The organism is bacterium, assembly GCA_035549195.1.
Classification (GTDB): domain Bacteria; phylum Oederibacteriota; class Muellerivitia; order Muellerivitales; family Muellerivitaceae; genus DASZRK01.
Window position 1 is genome coordinate 153,691 of sequence record DASZRK010000017.1, and the last position, 18,157, is coordinate 171,847.

14 protein-coding genes are annotated in these 18,157 nt (G+C 56.8%); 8 read left to right on the plus strand and 6 right to left on the minus strand.

What is annotated here, in order from left to right:
- Positions 1-20: 20 nt before the first annotated feature.
- The 7 genes from dctP (at position 21) to VHE12_04000 (ending at position 6,860) form a co-directional block, all read left to right on the plus strand.
- The gene (gene dctP, locus VHE12_03970; protein ID HVZ79941.1) at positions 21-1,028 is read left to right on the plus strand and encodes a TRAP transporter substrate-binding protein DctP; all 1,008 of its coding nucleotides are present in this window, start codon (positions 21-23) and stop codon (positions 1,026-1,028) included.
- Positions 1,028-3,280, plus strand: a complete 2,253-nt coding sequence (locus tag VHE12_03975; protein ID HVZ79942.1) for a TRAP transporter large permease subunit — start codon at positions 1,028-1,030, stop codon at positions 3,278-3,280. The genes dctP and VHE12_03975 overlap by 1 nt, the downstream gene beginning before the upstream one ends.
- Positions 3,281-3,288: 8 nt before the next feature.
- Entirely contained in the window at positions 3,289-4,245 is a 957-nt protein-coding gene (locus VHE12_03980; protein HVZ79943.1) for a PHB depolymerase family esterase, read from the plus strand.
- Between the two features lie 63 nt (positions 4,246-4,308).
- Complete coding sequence (locus VHE12_03985; GenBank protein ID HVZ79944.1) at positions 4,309-4,584, plus strand: type II toxin-antitoxin system prevent-host-death family antitoxin; 276 nt, start codon at positions 4,309-4,311, stop codon at positions 4,582-4,584.
- Entirely contained in the window at positions 4,568-4,873 is a 306-nt protein-coding gene (locus tag VHE12_03990; protein ID HVZ79945.1) for a type II toxin-antitoxin system RelE/ParE family toxin, read from the plus strand. Before VHE12_03985 ends, VHE12_03990 begins: the two co-directional genes overlap by 17 nt.
- Positions 4,874-4,890: 17 nt before the next feature.
- Entirely contained in the window at positions 4,891-6,315 is a 1,425-nt protein-coding gene (locus tag VHE12_03995) for a nicotinate phosphoribosyltransferase (GenBank protein HVZ79946.1), read from the plus strand.
- Complete coding sequence (locus VHE12_04000) at positions 6,312-6,860, plus strand: nicotinamidase (protein HVZ79947.1); 549 nt, start codon at positions 6,312-6,314, stop codon at positions 6,858-6,860. Before VHE12_03995 ends, VHE12_04000 begins: the two co-directional genes overlap by 4 nt.
- A 52-nt stretch (positions 6,861-6,912) precedes the next feature.
- On the opposite strand, the gene VHE12_04005 is transcribed toward VHE12_04000, so the two are convergent.
- The 3 genes from VHE12_04005 to VHE12_04015 form a co-directional block, all read right to left on the minus strand.
- Positions 6,913-7,296, minus strand: coding sequence for a hypothetical protein (locus VHE12_04005; GenBank protein ID HVZ79948.1), 384 nt, complete (start codon positions 7,294-7,296; stop codon positions 6,913-6,915).
- Between the two features lie 235 nt (positions 7,297-7,531).
- Positions 7,532-12,586 (minus strand): kelch repeat-containing protein, encoded by a 5,055-nt coding sequence (locus VHE12_04010; protein ID HVZ79949.1) that lies wholly within the window; start codon positions 12,584-12,586, stop codon positions 7,532-7,534.
- Positions 12,587-15,121: 2,535 nt separating this feature from the next.
- Positions 15,122-16,141, minus strand: a complete 1,020-nt coding sequence (locus VHE12_04015; GenBank protein ID HVZ79950.1) for a hypothetical protein — start codon at positions 16,139-16,141, stop codon at positions 15,122-15,124.
- 270 nt (positions 16,142-16,411) lie between these two features.
- On the opposite strand from VHE12_04015, the gene VHE12_04020 reads away from it, so the two are divergent.
- On the plus strand, positions 16,412-16,780 hold the full coding sequence (locus VHE12_04020; protein HVZ79951.1) for a hypothetical protein: 369 nt from the start codon (positions 16,412-16,414) through the stop codon (positions 16,778-16,780).
- Between the two features lie 27 nt (positions 16,781-16,807).
- Here the strand turns inward: VHE12_04020 and VHE12_04025 are convergent, their stop codons facing one another.
- Genes VHE12_04025 through VHE12_04035 form a run of 3 tightly spaced genes read right to left on the minus strand, consistent with a single transcriptional unit; the run spans position 16,808 to position 18,076 of the window.
- A complete protein-coding gene (locus tag VHE12_04025) occupies positions 16,808-17,101 on the minus strand; it encodes a hypothetical protein (protein HVZ79952.1) in 294 nt (97 codons plus the stop codon).
- Between the two features lie 55 nt (positions 17,102-17,156).
- Positions 17,157-17,663, minus strand: coding sequence for a hypothetical protein (locus VHE12_04030; protein HVZ79953.1), 507 nt, complete (start codon positions 17,661-17,663; stop codon positions 17,157-17,159).
- Positions 17,660-18,076, minus strand: coding sequence for a heavy metal-responsive transcriptional regulator (locus VHE12_04035; protein HVZ79954.1), 417 nt, complete (start codon positions 18,074-18,076; stop codon positions 17,660-17,662). Before VHE12_04035 ends, VHE12_04030 begins: the two co-directional genes overlap by 4 nt.
- Positions 18,077-18,157: the final 81 nt, after the last annotated feature.

Below are 18,157 nucleotides of genomic sequence, written 5' to 3' on the forward strand. Positions count from 1 at the left end.
CGTTTTACAAGGAGTCCCTCGTGCGCCTTTCCCTCAAGAACATCCTGCTGTCGGCCCTGCTCTTGGCGGCCCCCGCGCTCCAAGCCCAGGACCTGACCCTGAAGCTGGGGACCCTGGCCCCCGAGGGCTCGGTGTGGGACAAGATCATGCGGGAAATGGGCGAACAGTGGAAGGCCGCGGGGGTGAACCTCACCATGTATCCCGGCGGCGTGCTGGGCGACGAGCCCGACATGGTCAGCAAGATGCGCATCGGCCAGATCCAGGTGGGTGTCTTCACCGTGGTGGGGCTGGGCCAGATCGACAAGGGCGTGCAGGTGCTCTCCGTCCCCATGATGTATCGCGACTACGCCGAGAGCGATTACGTGCGCTCCAAGATGCAGCCCATCCTGGAGGACCGCCTCCTGAAGAAGGGCTTCAAGGTCCTCAACTGGGGCGACGCCGGCTGGGTCATGTTCTTCGGCAAGAAGCCCATCCTCACCCCCGACGACCTCAAGAAGGCCAAGTTCTTCGTGTGGGGCGATGACGCCGACACCATGAGCATCTGGAAGTCCGCCGGCTACTCCCCCATCCCCCTGGCCGCCACCGACATCCTGCCCAACCTCCAGACCGGCCTCATCAATTCCTTCGACACGACCCCCATCTCGGCCCTTTCCTTCCAATGGTTCGCCCTGGCCCCCCACATGACCGACATGAAATGGGCCCCGCTGGTCGGCGCCACCGTCATCACCACCAAGGCCTGGGCCAAGGTCCCCGCCTCCGCCCAGCCCGCGCTCCTCAAGGCCGCCCAGACGGCCGGGGTCGCCTTCCGCGACCAGATCCGTTCCGGGGAAGCCAAGGCCATCGAGGTCATGAAAAAGAAGGGCCTGATCATCCATGAGATCACCCCCGACCAATACGCCCAATGGGAGGCCCTGAACGCCAGCATCTCCAAGGAGATCGGCGGCAAGGTCATCCCCCAGGACATCCTGGACCAGGCCACGGCCTTCCGCGACGAGTACCGCGCCAAACATAAGGCGGCCGCTCCCTAATGCCTTCCCGTAAGCGGCCCTCCCGGGGCCCCTCGAAGAAAAAATGGTCCCCGGCCCGGGCCCGGAAGGTCCCGGTCCCGTCGGCCCCCGCACCATCACCCGAGTCCCCGGTCGATATCCATTCGGGCCTCGTCATGGACGGACATCCCGGCGAAGCGCCCTCCAAACCCGCCCCCTGGCACGGTCCTGAGAACCTCTTCCTGACCTTCTTCTTCGGGGTCATGATGGCCCTGCCGTTGTTGGACATCCTGGCCCGCAAGCTCCACGCCATCTTCGACTGGTTCCCGCCCCTCCTGGTGCCCGGCTCCCTCAACCTGGTCCAGCACTCGGTGCTGGCCATCATGATGTTCGGAGGTGCCATCGCCGCCCGCGAGGGCAAGCTGTTGCAGCTCGCCACCACCGCCAGCATGATCCCCGACCGTTTCAAGGCCGCCGCCCATATCGTGACCGCGGGTCTGGGCGCCGCCATCACCCTTTACCTGGTCAAGGCCAGTTGGTCCTTCGCCATGATCGAACGGGACGTGGATTCCATCATCGCCATCGGCCTGCCCAAATGGGTGGTCCTGCTCAGCATCCCCGTGGGCTTCTCCATGATCCTGCTCAGGATGATCTGGCGTTCCTCGGAAAAATGGAACGAACGCCTGATCACCCTCTTCATCGCCGGCTGGCTGGCCTACCTGGCCCCCATGATCCACAACCCCTCCCAGACCTTCATCTATATCTGCTTCGGCATCCTGATGGTGGCGGTGGTCTTCGGCATGCCCGTCTTCCTGGTGCTGGGCGGCGCGGCCCTGATCTTCCTGTGGAACTCGGACACCCCCATCGATTCCATCCCCGTGGAGACCTACCGCATGGTGGTCTCGCCCACCATCCCCACCATTCCCCTCTTCACCCTGACCGGTTATTTCCTGGCCGAGGGCGGCGCCTCCCAACGCCTGCTCAGGGTCTTCGAGGCCTTCTTCGGATCCTTGCGGGGCGGGCCCGCCATCGTGACGGCCTGCGTCTGTGCCTTCTTCACCGCCTTCACCGGCGGTTCGGGCGTGACCATCCTGGCCCTGGGCGGTCTGCTCATGCCCATCCTCCTGGCCGAGAAATACAAGGAGCGGGACGCCCTGGGGCTCCTCACCTCCGCCGGGTCCCTGGGCATGCTCTTTCCCCCCAGCCTTCCCGTGATCCTCTACGGCGTGGTCTCCGCCACCTCCATCAAGGACCTTTTCCTCGGCGGATTCATCCCCGGCATGATCCTTCTCCTCCTCACCGCCCTCTGGGGCATCTGGAAGGCGTCCAAGGAGACCCTGGGGAAATATTCCATTTGGCGTACCCTGAAACTTTGGACCTGCGTCGGCTCCTTAGGCGTCTTCTTGGCCGTCCTGGCCTTTTACGGATGGAAATATTTCGCCCAGTTCGCCTGGATGGTCCTGGGCGCGCTGGACGGCGCCAAGGCGGCGACCGCGACCGTGGGCCCCATCACCTTCGTGCACCTCTCCTCGCTGGGCTTCGTGCTGGTGCTTTGCAGCTATCTCTTCCCGATCATCCAAAGGACCGTCCTGGCGCCCTGGAGCCGCGGCTGGGACGTGGAAAAGAAGGTCAACGAGGCCCTCGCCTCCTTCTGGGAAGCCAAGTGGGAACTGGCCCTGCCCCTGGTGGTCTTCTTCTTCCTCTTCATCATCAAGGTGACCCTGGTCGAATCCGCCGCCCTGACCGCCCTTTACGCCTTCCTGGTGGAGGTCTTCCTGTACCGGAAGCTGAGGATGGTGGATGTCCCCAAGGTCATCACCGAATGCGGCATCCTGGTGGGGGGCGTGCTGCTCATCCTGGGCGTCTCGCTGGGTTTCACCAACGACATGGTGGACGCCCAGGTGCCCGCCCGGCTCGCCGCCTGGGTGCACGACACCGTGCATTCCCAATGGGTCTTCCTCTTGATGGTGAACCTCATGCTCATCGTGGTGGGGAGCCTGCTGGAGATCTTCGCCGCCATCGTGGTGGTGGTGCCGCTCCTCATGCCCATGTCCGACGCCTTCGGGGTGGACCGGGTGCACATGGGCATCATCTTCCTGGCCAACATGGAACTGGGCTTCATCGCGCCCCCCTTGGGGATCAACCTCTTCCTGTCCAGCTACCGCTTCAAGAAACCCATGACCGAGGTCTATTGGGCGGTGCTGCCCATGTACCTGATCCTGCACGCCATGGTCTTCGCCATCACCTATATCCCCATCCTCACGACCTGGCTGCCCAAGTTCTTCGCGGACTGAGGCGGGCTTTGCGTCCTCCCTTCCGGCCCGTTCTGCTTCTTTCCCTTCTGCCTCTTTTACTCATCTCCTGCGCGTCCCTGAAGGCCGCTTCCCTGACCTCCCGTCCCGAGAACGGCTCCATGGCCTGGGACGGCCTGAAGCGCACCTATGTCCTCTACCGCCCCGCCACCCTGGACCCGAAGCTCCGGCATCCCCTCCTGCTTTGCCTGCACGGGGGCACGGGGACCGGGTCCGGCATGCAGAAGCTCACCTTCGATCGCTTCAATGAATTGGCCGACCGGGACGGATGGCTGGTCGCCTATCCCGATGGGATCGGGAAGAACTGGAACGACGGGCGCAAGATCGACGATGAGGCCCACGGCAAGGACTTGGACGACGTGGGTTTCCTGTCGGCTCTCATCGACCTCATGGTCCAAAAAGAGGGCGTGGACCCGAAGCGGGTCTATGTGACGGGCATCTCCAACGGGGCCATGATGACCTGCCGCCTGGTCTGCGAGCTTTCGGACAAGATCGCGGCGGGGGCCCCCGTGGCCGGTTCCATGCCCAAGAACCTGCCGGCGGTCTGTTCCCCCAAGTTCCCCGTTTCCATGCTCTTCATCAACGGCGATAAGGATCCCCTGGTCCCCTTCGAAGGGGGCTTCGTCCATTTCTTCCGCCGCAAGCGCGGCGAGATCATCGCCCCGGCCCGGGCCGCGGCCGATTGGGCGGCCCTGGACGGATGCAAGGGCGCGCCGGTCACCACCGCCTTGCCCGTCCTGGACCCCAAGGACCCCACTCGGGTGGACCGCATCGCCTATCCCCCTTCGGCCAACGGCAGCGAGGTCCTCTTCTTCGTCGTCCACGGCGGGGGCCATACCTGGCCGGGCGGCCTTCGTTACGCGGGGGAATGGATGGTGGGCAAGGTGAGCCGCCAACTGGACGCCAGCGACCTCATTTGGGACTTCTTCAAGCGCCATTCCCGCTAAAAACCGCCTTTCTTGCCAATATCAAAATTAGGTGTTAATTTGCCTATAGCCTAGGAGGCGCCCATGCCCATCATCAAATCCATTTCCAGTCTCCGGAACCAGACCCGGAAGATCTCCACCCTGTGTCATGAGCAGGATGAACCCGTTTATCTGACCACCAATGGTGAAGGCGACCTCGTGGTCATGAGCATGGAGCACTATGAGAAGCTGAGATCGCAGTTGGATCTTTTTGAGAAATTATCCGTGGCACAGGCCCAATCCGCCTCCGGGGATAAGGGCCTCTCCCATCCCCAAATGATCCAGGCCCTCAAGCGGCGTTTGAATGCCCAGCAGGCGTAGCCTCCGTTACCTCCAAGCGGCCCAAGACGACCTGGTCTCGATCCTCGATTGGATCGCGCTGGATAGCCCATCCCGCGCGGCCGCCTTCGTTCAAACCGTTGATAAACGGATCGGGCGGCTGGAGGCCCACCCCGAAATGGGCCGGGTCCCACGGAACGATAAATTGAAGAAATTGGGCTATCGTGTTCTCATGCTCGGGAACTTCCTGGTTTTCTACCTGGTCCGGGGTTCAATGATCGAGATCCATCGCGTCATTCACGGCTCCAAGAACTTGGAAGATATCCTCTAGAACCTTAGGATGGCCCCATGTCCTCCCTCATCCCCCGTCACACCGGCCTCTACACGGACTTCTATGAACTGACCATGGCCCAGGGCTATGTCCTGACCGGCCAAGAGAACATCCCCGCCTGTTTCGATTACTTCTTCCGGGAGAACCCCTTCAAGGGCGGCTACACCGTTTTCGCGGGGCTCGACGACCTCCTGCCCGTGCTGGAGGAGTTCCGCTACGAGCCCGAGGACCTGGATTACCTGAAGGAGCAGGGTTTCGAAAAGCGGTTCCTCGATCACCTGAAGGACTTCCGTTTCCGGGGCAAGATCTTTTCCGTCCGGGAGGGGGAGGTGGTCTTCCCCCTGGAACCGGTCCTAAGGGTCCACGGTACCCTGCTGGAGACCCAGCTGGTGGAGACCCTCATCCTCAATTTCCTGAACTTCGAATCCCTGATCGCCACCAAGGCCGCCCGCATGGTCTTCGCCGCCGAGGGCCGCAAGGTGGTGGACTTCGGCTTCCGGCGTTCCCAGGGCCTGGCCGGCATCCAGGCCTCCCGGGCCGCCTACATCGGGGGCGTGACCGCCACTTCCAACGTCTTCTCGGCCCGGGAGTTCGGCCTCTCCCCCTCGGGCACCCAGGCCCACTCCTGGATCCAGAGCTTTCCCGATGAGCTCACCGCCTTCCGGAAGTTCACGGAGATCTATCCCGAACGCTGCACCCTTTTGGTGGACACCTACAACACCCTCGACAGCGGTGTGCCCAACGCCATCCTGGTCGCCAAGGAGCTGGAGGAGAAGGGCCACCGGCTTTCCGGCATCCGCCTGGACTCGGGGGACCTGGCCTACCTGAGCAAGCATGCCCGGGGCATGCTCGATGCCGCCGGACTGCATTACGTGAAGATCGTGGCCTCCAACCAGCTCGACGAATACCTCATCCGCAGCCTCCTGGACCAGCACGCCCCCATCAACGTCTTTGGCGTGGGGACCAGCCTGCTGACCGGCCAGGACCAATCGGCCTTGGACGGGGTCTATAAGCTGGGGGTCCTGGGCGACCGCCCCACCCTCAAGATCTCGGAGAACCTGTCCAAGACCTCGCTGCCGGGCGTCAAAAAGGTGGTGCGCTATACCGACCCGGAGGGGTTCTTCTACGCCGACGGCATCCTGTTGGAGGAAGAAAGGGCCGTGGAGACCATCTTTCACCCCGTTTCACCCGATAAAAAAAGCCGGATCGCCCACTGTTTTCCTGAGTCTTTACTTTTTAAAGTGATGGAAGAGGGCCGCGCGCTGGCCCGGCCGACGGTCAAGGAATCGGCGGCCTACGCCAAGGAACGGCTCTCCAAGCTCTCGCCCGAGCGCAAGCGCTTCGAGAACCCCCACACCTACAAGGTGGGGTTGAGCGCCAAGTTGATGGGACTGCGGGACAATTTGTTGAGGGAATTCCAGGGCCCCGAGGGGAAAACATGAAGGCCTTGCTGGTGGTGGACGTCCAGAACGATTTCTGCCCCGGCGGCGCCTTGGCCGTTCCGGAAGGGGACAAGGTCGTGCCCGTCATCAATTCCCTCATGCCGGCCTTCCCCCTGGTGATCGCCTCCAAGGACTGGCATCCCAAGGGCAGCGTGCACTTCAAGAAATGGCCGCCCCACTGCGTGCAGGACACGCCCGGCGCCGACTTCCACCCCAAGCTGGACGTTTCCAAGCTCAAGAAGGTCTTCCTGAAGGGCACCAAGAACAAGGACGACGGCTATTCGGCCTTCGAAGCCACCAACACGAACTTGGCGGAATTCCTCAAGAAAGAGGGCGTCGAGGATCTCTACGTGGTGGGTCTGGCCACCGACTATTGCGTGAAGGCCACCGCCCTGGACGCGGACAAATACGGCTTCGAGACCTTCGTGGTGGAGGACGCCGTGGCTGCGGTCAACGCCAAGCCCGGCGACGGGGACAAGGCCCTGAAGGCCATGGCCCACGCGGGCATCACCCTCCTGACCGCCGACGAGGTCCTGGAGAAATAAAAAAGCCCCCCGGTTTCCCGGGAGGCTTCCGGCCGTTCTCGATGATCTCGGGTTACTTCTTTTTCCCCATGTCGGCCAGGATCAGGAAGTGGGTCCCATCCTTGTCGACGATGTTCCCCCGGACCTTCACCTTTTCCCCTCCCTTGGAGACGAAACGGGTGCGGACCTGGTGGAATTCCGGCGTCACGGGAACGCAAAGCTTCCCCTCGCAAAGCAGGGCCAGCATCCCGCCCTCGCTGATGCACTTGGCGGCGCAGGCCGTGTGGTCCGGCCCATGGGCGCCCTTGCCCAGGTAGCAGGCCACATCGACGACCTCGCACTCCAGGATCTTGGAGTGGTCTTCCTTCAGGTGCTTGTCCTTCATTTCATCGGCTTGGACCAATCCGGTCACGGCTAGAAAAGCCAAACCCAGGCCAAAAACAAAAGCTTTTTTCATCGTCTCCCCCTCCAAAGGTGGATTTTCTTCCGAGGCATTAACCCTAGGACCTTCCCAAGGTTACACAGGTGCCTTTTGGAAACAAGCCCCCAATTGGGTTTCTCCGGCGGGATCAAGGACATCCGGAACCAGGAGGCCATGCGCCTTTCAGGAATAAGCAAAACCCGGCCCCGGACCAAAGACCTGCACCGGGCTTTTCAGGGATCAAGTCCCTTGGGCGGAAGTGTCTTTAGGCCTAATGCAGCACGGCCAACTTGCCGATCTTTTGGAGGGTTTTCGTTCCATCGTGCGCGGTCAATTTGAAGATATAGAGACCGCTGGCGACCTTTGTCTTCCACTGGTTCTCCAGGTCCCAAAGAAGGGCATTTTCCCCGGTCCTGCCTTCCAGGGTTTCGGTGTAGACCACCTCCCCGGAGATATCCACCAGCGTCAGGTCCAGGGTCATATCCTTCGGCAGGGAGACCTTGAATTGGATGGGTTCCCCATTCCGGGAGATGTTGGGCGCCGCCACCACGAATTGGTTCGGATCGGGAGTTGGGGAAGGAGTGATCGTGGGGGTCGAGGTCGGCGTGAAGGTGGGGCCCTCATGGCCCTCATTCGTCGCCGAACCGCTCCTGCGAATGTTGGGCCCGCCGGGTGTCGGCGTCAGGGTCGGCTCCACGGCACAACCATGGAACATCTCGACCTTATTCGTATTGGAGAAGCTGACCAGCACGTTGCCGAACTCGTTCGGTTGGACCCCCATCAAAACGTTGCCGCTCCGGGTGCATTGCCACCACCAGTCGAAATTGGGGTAGAGCGCCTGGAAGCGGGAATCCGTTCCGTCCGTGACATAGACGTCCCCGGCCAGGTCTGGCTTAACGAAGAACGGCAACGCCACTTCCCCGTGGTCAAATCCGGAGCTCAGTATCTCCTGTGGAGTACCATAGGAATAAACGCCTTGATTGACCGTTTCCGTGAAGACCAGCACCCGGTTATGGCTCGAATCCGCCACATAGACCTGGTCGCCTTCCTTGTAGACCCCCGTCGGGACCCCCACGCTATCGCCCCCGAAGGAAACCGTCATGCTGTAGACGTTCGGGCTGGTCTCGTCGAACCGGAAGACCGCCCCGGCACTTCCCCATTGGCAGGTCGCGTAGACACCTCCCCCCGAGTCGACGAAAACACCTCTGACGTTCCCCAAGACCCCGGCCCCGATGAAGGTAACCCCGGTCCCATCGGTCTGTAGCTTTTGCACCCGGGCATTGCTGTACTCGGCGACGTAGAGATAGCCGTCCTGTCCGTAGGCGATGTCGTAGGGGAAGTCGAATTGGCCCAGTCCCGTACCCGTACTGCCGAAGACTCCGGCGGTCACCCCGGCGGTCGTATAGACCTGGATCTGGTCGTTGGCCGCGTCGGTGATGTAGAGCCGATGCTGACCGTAATCGGCCGTCATTCCCTGAGGGCTGCCGAAACCGCCCGACTGGTCGGGAAGGTCCATAACCGTCTGGCAGCAATCGGGAGTAGGTGTTGAGGTCGGGGTCCGGGTCGGCGTGGGGGTGAAGGTCGCGGTCCCCAAGGCGGGACTGGAGGGCGAGTACCAGACGTCATGGCGGTCCGTGCTGCCATTCGTCCCTCCAATGACGAGCATTTTCCCGGCGAAAAAGACACTGGTATGGCCGTAACGGGCCGAAAAATCGGCCGCCGAAGTCGCCTGGGTCCAGGAATAGCCGTTGGGGGAATACCAAACGTCATTCTTTTCCTGGGTGGAACTGGTCGCCCCCCCGATCACCCAAAGACGGCGGTCGGCGATAAGGCTCGTGTGTTCGGCCCTGGCCGTGAAACCAGCCGACGAGGTTTCCTGGTCCCAATGGACACCATCGGTGGACATCCAGATGTCGTTGTAATAGGTGCTGCCCGATCGCCCCCCGACGATCCACAGCCTATTGTTCCATGCGATAAGGGCATGCCCCATCCGGGCGCTGAAATCGGCCCCGGAGGTGGCCTGCGTCCAGGAACTACCGTCGGAGGAATACCAAACGTCGTTCAGGCGGTTGGTCCCATTATCCCCGCCCACCAACCACATTTTGGCGCCTGTACCATCATCAAAGACCGCCACTTGATGGCCCGTCCGGGCCGAGAAAGCCGCGCCGGATGTCACCTGAGTCCAAGTCACCCCGTCACTGGAGGACCAAACATCGTTCTTTTTGGTCCCCGTATCCCCGCCGATCACCCAGATCTTCCCGTTGTAGGTCACCGACGCCTGCCCGGACCGGCCTCCCCAACCCGCGTTGGTGACCGCCTGGGTCCAGTTGATCCCATCCGGCGAGGACCACACATCCGAGAACTTATTCGATCCGCTGGCACCCCCGATCACATAAACCCGATCATCCCCATCGGCGTTGAAAACAACGCTGGAATGGTCCCATCGCGTTGAAAATCCCGTATTGAAGCTGGCCATATCCCAGGTGGAGCCATAATTGGGCTTGGCCGTGGGTGTGGGAGTCGCTGTTGGGACGGCCGGGGTGGAATTCGAATACCAGGCGTCGTGATAATAGGTCGTTGAACCATTGCTGGTATGATGGACACCCGCTACAGCCCAAAGCTTGCCGAGAAAATAAGCGCCCGTATGGCTATCCCGGCTCGTAAAATCAGCCGCGTCCGTTGTTTCGTACCAATTGGCTCCATCAGTGGAGAACCACGCATCGTTATAGTTGACTTGGTTGTTGTTGCCGATAAAGCGGTAGCCCCCTATGACCCACATCCGTCCACCCGCGACCATGCTGGTTTGACCGCTCCTTCGGTCAAACGCGGCGTTCGAAGTCGATTGGGTCCAGGTCGAACCATTGGTCGAATACCAAACATCTTTGTAGTAGGTGCCCGTACTCCCGGACCGTCCGCCGATCACATAAAGCGCACCGCTATAGGCGACGCTGGAAAGCTGTTCCCTGGCCCCGAAACCCGCGCTGGAAGTGGCCTGGGTCCATGTCGCGCCATCGCTGGAATACCAGACGTCCTGTTTGACCGAACCATCGTTCCCGCCGATCAACCACATCGCCGTTCCATTATTATCGACCACCACCGTGTGGAAATAGCGGGCGCTGAATCCCGCGCTGGAGGTGACTTGGGTCCAATTCACCCCATTGACGGATGACCAGACATCGTTTTTCAAACCGAAGCCGGCCTTCCCGCCGATGACCCAGATCTTCCCCTTGTAAACCACGGAAGCCTGCCCATAGCGGGCACCCCATCCGACGTTCGTGACCGCTTGGGCCCAATTCGTTCCATCTGGGGAGGTCCAAACATCGGCATAAGCATTGGAGCCATTCCAACCACCCATCATGTAGAACTTAGCACCGAACCCGTCATCGAACACCGCCGCAGAAGAGTTCGCCCGGGTGGTGAACCCGGTGTTGGAGGCCGCTATTGCCCAGGTACTTCCTAGATCGCTGGTCGGCGTTGAGGTGACCGTCGAGGTCGCCGTGGAAGTAGCGGTCTTCGTGGCCGTTTTCGTCGCGGTGGAGCTGGCGGTATTGGTTCCCGTGGAAGTGGCCGTGGAACTGGGGGTGGAGGTCGCGGTCCGGGTGGCGGTCGAAGTCGCCGTGGAGGTAGCGGTCGGCGTCGCCGTATTGCTGGGGGTGGAAGTCGCGGTATTGGAGGCTGTGTTGGTCGGCGTATCAGTGGCGGTGGAAGTTGTGGTATTGGTCGCCGAATGGGTGGCTGTATCGGTCGGTGTTTCCGTAGCCGTGGAGGTCGCTGTATCCGTGGTGGTGAAGCTGGGGGTATGGGTGGCCGAGGAGGTCGGGGTTTGGGTGGCGCTGGGGGTCGCGGTGGAGGTCGCCGTAGAGGTCAGGGTCGGGGCTACCGTTCCGACAGGTGTACCATCCAAGGTGCAATTGGCGAATTTTAGGACGATCCCATTGTTACGCCCCACCGAATACCACACGGCGTTCCCGGTATCTATATCGGTCATATTCCCCAAGGACGTATCGGTCGATCCGATGAGGGTCCCGCTCCCATTGAATATCGCGGCCGCGTTGCCGTCGGAAACATATACCAATCCGCCCTGGTCCACTGAAATGTGGTAAGGCTCGTATAAATAGGTCCCTTGCCTTGTGTCCCACTGGCGGAGCCATGTTCCATCCGGATCAAAGACCTGGATCAAACCCGTGTTGATATCGGAGACATAGACATTCCCTGAGGGATCCAAGGAAATATCAGCGATGCCGCTGAAGGTGCCATTGCCGCCGGAACCGGAAGACCCCCATTGAGTAACCGGTTGGCCGTCCAAGGTAAAGACCTGGACCTTTTGGTGGCTGCCTCCGTCGGTCACATAGACCAAACTGACGGCTTTATTGATCGCTATCCCATCCAGCACCTGTAATTGACCCGCGCCATTCCCGGAAGAGCCCCATTGGGTGATGAATTGTCCATTACCATCGAAAATTTTGATAGGAGGGATCCCGCCATCCTCCACATAAACCCTTCCTTGGGCATCGACCGCGAGTCCACGGGGTTCATTGATATGCCCTTGGCCGTCCCACAGGGTGATGGGTTGGCCCGCGGGGTTGAAAACAGCGATATACCGGTTGGAATTCTCCGAAACCAAATAATAGCCGCCTACATAGACATTCCCTTGCCCGTCCAAAGCAACCGATTCGGCCCCTTGCGCGCTCCAGGTTGCGACCGGCGGGCAAACGATGAGAATAGGCGTGGGAGTCGGGGATGGGGTGAAGGTACACGTATCGCTTGGATAACCGCAGGGTGTTTCCGTCCAAGTATGGGTTGGCGTTGGTGTCAGCAAATGGATGAAAACGCCGAAATCCGTTATCCGGTCCGTCACGACCGTCAAGGTGTGGTTCGTTTCATCCAAACCGGAAGCAACGTCGACCCACGTCGAGCCGTTGTAGTAAGCAGCTTGCAATTGGCCGGCCGAGTAACCGCCCGGTATTTCACCGGGGTCATAAACCAGGGTCAAGGTGACGGTGTTGCTTCCAACGTCCGTCACCGGCCCTCCGGTCCCCTCCGCCCTGAAGGAATAGACATCGCCGATCGAAGGCTGATAGGCGCCAGCGGGAGGGGCATCCGCGGGAGCCAAGTCGGCGATCGTCACTGTGGTTCCCTGGTCCAGGGCGCCCGCGCCTGCCCAAAGTGAGGTTCCATTCGGCAAAGTAACGGTCACTCCCAACGCATCTACCGTCGCAACGGCCGTGACCATCGGGGTGGGGGATAGGGTGGGTGTGGGTGTATTCGTGACCGTCGGCGTCAATGTGATCGTCGGAGTGAACGTTTCTGTGGGGGTGTCTTGCATGACCACATTGAGCACGAACGAAAATCGAACACTTTCGGAGTTGGGATGCTGGCTATCGCCATAACTTCCCGGGGAAGAGGCTCCGACATTCAGCCATTTATCATTATTCGGGCCGGGAGTGAAGTAAGCCGATAGGAGCCCACCGCCGCGCACTAGGCTTTGGGCTTGTCCGCAAATGGTTTGGGGAGCAAAAACTTTGAACTTTGAAGTCGAGTTTTCATTATAAGGAAATGCCGGCAAGAACTGCGCTACCGAAGATGGTCTTCCATTCGCATAGGCCATGATCGGCCAATCCGGAAAATAATGCGCGGTTTCATAAAAGGAAGACCGGCTGTAGTCGGTATTATCCGGAATTTGGATCCAACCCCAGGTATAACCACCCGTTCGAAATTGGGTGCCTGACCAAAACTGCCAAACATCCAAATCGTCTTGCGTGATAGAAATGACGGTGTTCGCGCCTGCGGGATTCCCCCCTCCCAAATTGAAGGTATTGGTCTTGTCCCATCCGGGTTCATCATCGTTCAGATTTCCTGCCGCATCGATATAAGCTGTTGTTCCAGGATCCGAATCCAAGTCATCCCCGTCCATATTCTTCATCTCTCCGACGAAAATCTTCACCGATCCATTTGACCCGGTTTGCAATTGACTGGAATTCACGGTTCCTTGCCAAGTTTGAGAGTCTGTCCAACTTCCGCAGACGGTCTCAATTCGACCATTTGAGAAAACAAAAAGAACACTGGGCTGCAAGCTTTGGTCCGTCGGCATATTGAAGGAGAGCGTAACTACCAAATCCTGACCTGCAGACATAGTCCCGTTTTGCGTTATTCGGTGGGTCCGCGTATGGGACCCCTGCGGTTGCCAGTCGGCGCTATAGACAGTACCACTTTGGACTAGAGTAACCGCTTTGAGATAAGGCACGGGATCGGATCCAACCTGGAAAAAGTGATTTTGGTCGGGATCGGAGACGAGGGTGACGCCTGTCACGCCATCCAGCCAGGTCGTTCCATCACTGCTTCGCAAAGCAATATTCCCGGGATAAGAATTGAGTATGTTCCCAGTCAGATCTTTGGCGCCCCCTATTTCGAGGGTTACGTCCCCGAGGTAAGTGACCGGAATAAGACCCGATTCCGCGTTGACGACCCAGGTCTGGGCTTGCCCCGCGCCATTGGTGATCCAACTCCCTGCGGCGGTCACCGGATTTTCCTGGCCCGTATTAAGGGCGAATGTCACACCAGGCGAGGTGGTGGTGTCCATGTATTCGCTGAAGATGACCGTCAAGGCCATTCCGGCATCGGGAGTCGGGACCGGCGTAAAAACCGGGAAATTCATGTCTCCGAGGATCGTTGTGGACTGCGCAGTGGTGGGCCAAGAAGCCGTGTAGAAAACGTTGGCGCCCTGGGATGCAATGACCTCTTGCACATAGGGCATGAAATTGTCCAGCGTTACTTGTTGAGAAGCCGTTCCGGTATTTCCAACAGTATCTCCAAATAAAACATTTACTGATACTGGACCATCAGGAAACTGGGCCTGCAAATTAATCGAGGTCTCAGTTGGTTCATCAATAAAATTATCATCAGAATCTAAAACAGGTTGACCCTTCATTAGTTTAGTATCCCAAAACCCATTGACGGGAGACGAGCCCCCGGTTGTTTCTCCTGTGACCCAATAACCGTTTAATTGGTGTGTATCCTCATGATCTGGATCTTTAACTAAAAAAAGGTGGATATATTCGGCGGTATCGTTCTGAGGATAAAAATCAAATAAGATTGTTGGCTTAGTCGTAAATCTATCAATCAAGATATTTCCTAATTTATCTAAAACAATGTATCCAATTTTATACGGCGCAATGTTCCCTCCTCTTGATAGAACAGTATCAACTGTTTCTTCACCGGAAAGTGTTACACCATTACCATTAACATATTGAATTGTGTCGTATCCAACTGCGCTGATGTCAACACGACCAAATAATTTATTCGAGGTGTTTTCAACGTCATTGGTATGGTCATAAAAAGATATTTGCTGTATTTGTGGAGAACCAACATCTTGAAATGGGCTTATGTCTAATAGCGGATTAGATCCATCCGTATTTTGATAATGAACATGTGAAGCAATTCCATTAGTCCACGAGAATAAAGTCCCGATATATTGGCCAAAGGTTACAGAGTCTTGATTCGAAATAACCGGTAAAACATGAAAATACATTAAGCCACCCACCGTAATGTGAACGTCGGGTAGAGTGACTGGTTGCCCGTTAACAATGGTGACAGGAATCACTACCGATGCAGTTCCTGCCGTAACAGAAAAAACGCTTACCCCACTATTACTCTCAGGCAGTCTTGTTATGTCAACGCCACGATGAAAACGGGTTGGATCTCCAGCTCTATAACCACCAACAACTTGGCGTATCAGATGTTGAACTGTCGAAGGCATGTTCCCACTAGGATCTGGATACGGCCAATCCAAAGTCCAAGATTGACTTGCCACCAAAAACAACAAGGCAAAGTAAATAAACCTCTGTAGCAAAGTAAATTTTCCTTAAAAAATCTTACCCGTTATTAAATCTAATTTTTGTCTGCTAGGTTTATTCTCAACACGAATACAATGTTTTCCATTTTTGTCCATTTCTTTATAAACATAATCTAGGGGAACAATTGTTCCGTACCTGTCTGAAAGGTCAAAATAATATTTTTCGGCATCCAGCTCCCATAATTTATTCCCGTTAAAATCTAGTCCGAAATATCTTTCAAACTGCCTTGTCTTGCGTCTTCCCCTACCCGAATCACCTTTAATTACAATCATTTTAAAATCCTCAAAAACACCCAAAACGGATTTGAATCTAGATTGTTCGTCGAATTTTTGAAACAGAATGTCTCCATTCCCGTCAAGTAACGTAATTTCATTTTTAAAATCATTAGTCTCTGATGATTCTCTTGAAATACAAACATATTTACACTTTTCTGATGGTTGGGAACTAAATTCGATTTCTGAATCTTCTTCATCATCCAGCGTTGAGTGTTCACTGGGTGCCTGAGGCGAAAACTGTTTTTCTGTTTTTTCTTTCCCATTAACAGAAAATATCTTTAATGTCCCTTTTAATGCATTAATAATCATGATCGTATTGTTTTCATCATTTGGAATAATGTCCGCGAAATAACCAATCACAAATAATTCGGGTGGCACTTTCCACTTTGTTGCCCCTTTTAAATCCAAAACCGTCCCATCCACAATGGTCCTGCTATCTTTTGAATAAATTCTTCTAATTGTTATGTATTTTTCTGAATGAAGAATTTTGTAGTCGGGATCTTTGATTGGAGAAGAAGGGAATATTTGAAATGTGCTAAAGACCTTATTGTGATCGTCCACGAAATATATTCTGCTTGTTTCAATTTTTTTTTCTTTTTTTACTAAATAAATATGGTCATCAATTATTTTTTCTTTTTTTTCGTTTGCGTTTAAAGATAAATTCGTTTGATTACGGCCTTCCTGGGAATTAACCACTCCACAAATATTCCACGCCACTATAATTAAAATATAATTAAGGCCTAAATTTTTCATTTTTTGTCCTAACCATTTTCACTTGGGAGTTCTTTATGTCTGTTTATTTATTTTTATGATCGTTTCTCTCGTCTCTCGGAAAATAATGCACTTTTATTTTAGGACAACAAATAAGCTAATGGGTCACATCTTTGTTGAAAGGAAAGAATTTCTAAAAGTGAATTTAGCTTATTCTTAAGTTCTAATGCAGGTGCCAATTGTTGATTTACTGTCCGTTTTCATGGCTTAGATTGATTTGGCTTTACTTTGAAATAACTGCTTAAAATAATCTTGGGTGATTCCAAAGGGTTTATCGGGGAAAAGACCATGAAAAAACTGTATTTCTTTTTTGTTTTTTTCTTCACCTTTACGTTACTTTCAACCGCCAAAACCCCTGTTCCCTTAACGAATCCAGACCCAACGATTTCAGCGATCAACTACAAAATCTTGACTCAAATGGATTTAATTCGTTTGGCGTTAAAGGCCAAGAAAATCACCAAAGTTAAGGCGGCATCCCTATGGGACGATCTTCAGGCCGTTATGGACAAGAAAAAACAATACCTGTTGGCGGGGGACGGCAAGAGTTTGACCCTCTCTCAGGCCGCTGATCTGAATTCAATGCTGGCGACGATCTCGGTTTCAGTTCCAAACGTGAAATGATCTAAATAGATCCCGGCAAAAGAGCTTTTAGATCCCTTCCATGTCCAGCGTCACGGACTTTTGGTCGATCTCGCTTCCGAGCTTGTTCTCGTCCCCGCTTTTTTTCTTCGCGCTTTTGGCCTTGGCCTTCCCCTTGGTTTTCTTGGCCTTCTTGGGGGTCTTTTTCGCGTGCTGGGTCTTGGCCTTTTTGCTTTTGGCCTTCTTCACGGCCTTCCCGTGGGACGGGACGCTTGTCCCAGGGGCCTTTCCGGATACCCCGGCCAGGACCGGCGCCGCGGCCATGGTCGCCATCATCAGCAGTGCTATCAGGATCTTTCGCATGAGGGCCTCCGGTGCGACCCCTCGGACGTCAAGCGGATGGGGGAACACAAGGGCATTATACCCGGCCCGAGGGCCCCGACGATCCATCCAGGTAGCGTCGGACCTGCCCCCAACAACACTGCCCGGAGGGGTTCAATCGCTCGCACAAGCCGGAATTCTGGGCCGCATGTTCTCGGATCGACCTCACGACCGAGCCGTTCCCCTCCCGGCCGGCGTCCCGTCGGATATCCTCGAGCGTGAACCCCAAGCAATAGCAGATCGGACGGGGGGAGGGGGCATTGCTCTTGAACCCCAAGGGCTTGTTGCAATAGCGGGCCGGCACCATCCGCCAAAGGGAATAATAAAGACAGTCGCAGGAGGGGTTCAGGCAGGTAAAGGCCCTGGTCCAGGCGTGGACCATGGCGATCCCTTCCGGCTCCAGATGGTCCCACATCGCGTGGCGGGAGATGGGCGGCCCCGTTTCCCCGCAGGCGGGACAGGCCTCCCGAGGCCCATGGGCCAGGTATCCTTGAAATGGGGCCGGCGGCTCAGGAGGCAACGGATCGCCTTCTCCGGCGATCACGCCTCCTCATAACCGCTCCCCTGGTAGAACCGCGACAGGATGGGGCAACCCGCCCGGCCATGCCTCCGACCGCATTCCCGGAGGAGCCGGGTCAGGTTATCGACGATCTTTTCCAGGTCATCGATCTTGCGGTCGACCTCCAGGACCTTGATCTCCGCCATCCGCTTCGCCTTGCGGCACGCGAAAGAGGACCGGGGGTCCAGTTTCAATAGGGTCCCGATCTCCTTGAGGGAGAACCCTTGGTCCTGGGCATACCGGATGAACTTCAAACGCAGGAGGGAGCCTTCGTTATAGAGCCGGTAACCCGAGGAGGCCCGCCCCACGGGCTTCAACAGCCCGAAATGCTCGTAATACCTCAGCGTGGCTAGGTTCACTTTGGCCCGCTTGGCCAAGGAGCCTATGGTCATGTCCATGGCTGCCTCCTTGGCGCGCAAGCATAAACCTTCCACCGTGGTGGAAGGTCAAGCTCTATGACGATCCGTCATCGCACGTCC

What these genes read in the sequence shown, in the direction of transcription:
- VHE12_03975 (HVZ79942.1), top strand. Translation starts at nt 1,028, where the DNA reads ATGCCTTCCCGTAAGCGGCCCTCCCGGGGCCCCTCGAAGAAAAAATGG.
- VHE12_03985 (HVZ79944.1), top strand. Translation starts at nt 4,309, where the DNA reads ATGCCCATCATCAAATCCATTTCCAGTCTCCGGAACCAGACCCGGAAG.
- VHE12_03990 (HVZ79945.1), top strand. Translation starts at nt 4,568, where the DNA reads ATGCCCAGCAGGCGTAGCCTCCGTTACCTCCAAGCGGCCCAAGACGAC.
- VHE12_03995 (HVZ79946.1), top strand. Translation starts at nt 4,891, where the DNA reads ATGTCCTCCCTCATCCCCCGTCACACCGGCCTCTACACGGACTTCTAT.
- VHE12_04000 (HVZ79947.1), top strand. Translation starts at nt 6,312, where the DNA reads ATGAAGGCCTTGCTGGTGGTGGACGTCCAGAACGATTTCTGCCCCGGC.
- VHE12_04005 (HVZ79948.1), bottom strand. Translation starts at nt 7,296, where the DNA reads ATGAAAAAAGCTTTTGTTTTTGGCCTGGGTTTGGCTTTTCTAGCCGTG.
- VHE12_04010 (HVZ79949.1), bottom strand. Translation starts at nt 12,586, where the DNA reads ATGCAAGACACCCCCACAGAAACGTTCACTCCGACGATCACATTGACG.
- VHE12_04015 (HVZ79950.1), bottom strand. Translation starts at nt 16,141, where the DNA reads ATGAAAAATTTAGGCCTTAATTATATTTTAATTATAGTGGCGTGGAAT.
- VHE12_04025 (HVZ79952.1), bottom strand. Translation starts at nt 17,101, where the DNA reads ATGCGAAAGATCCTGATAGCACTGCTGATGATGGCGACCATGGCCGCG.
- VHE12_04035 (HVZ79954.1), bottom strand. Translation starts at nt 18,076, where the DNA reads ATGGACATGACCATAGGCTCCTTGGCCAAGCGGGCCAAAGTGAACCTA.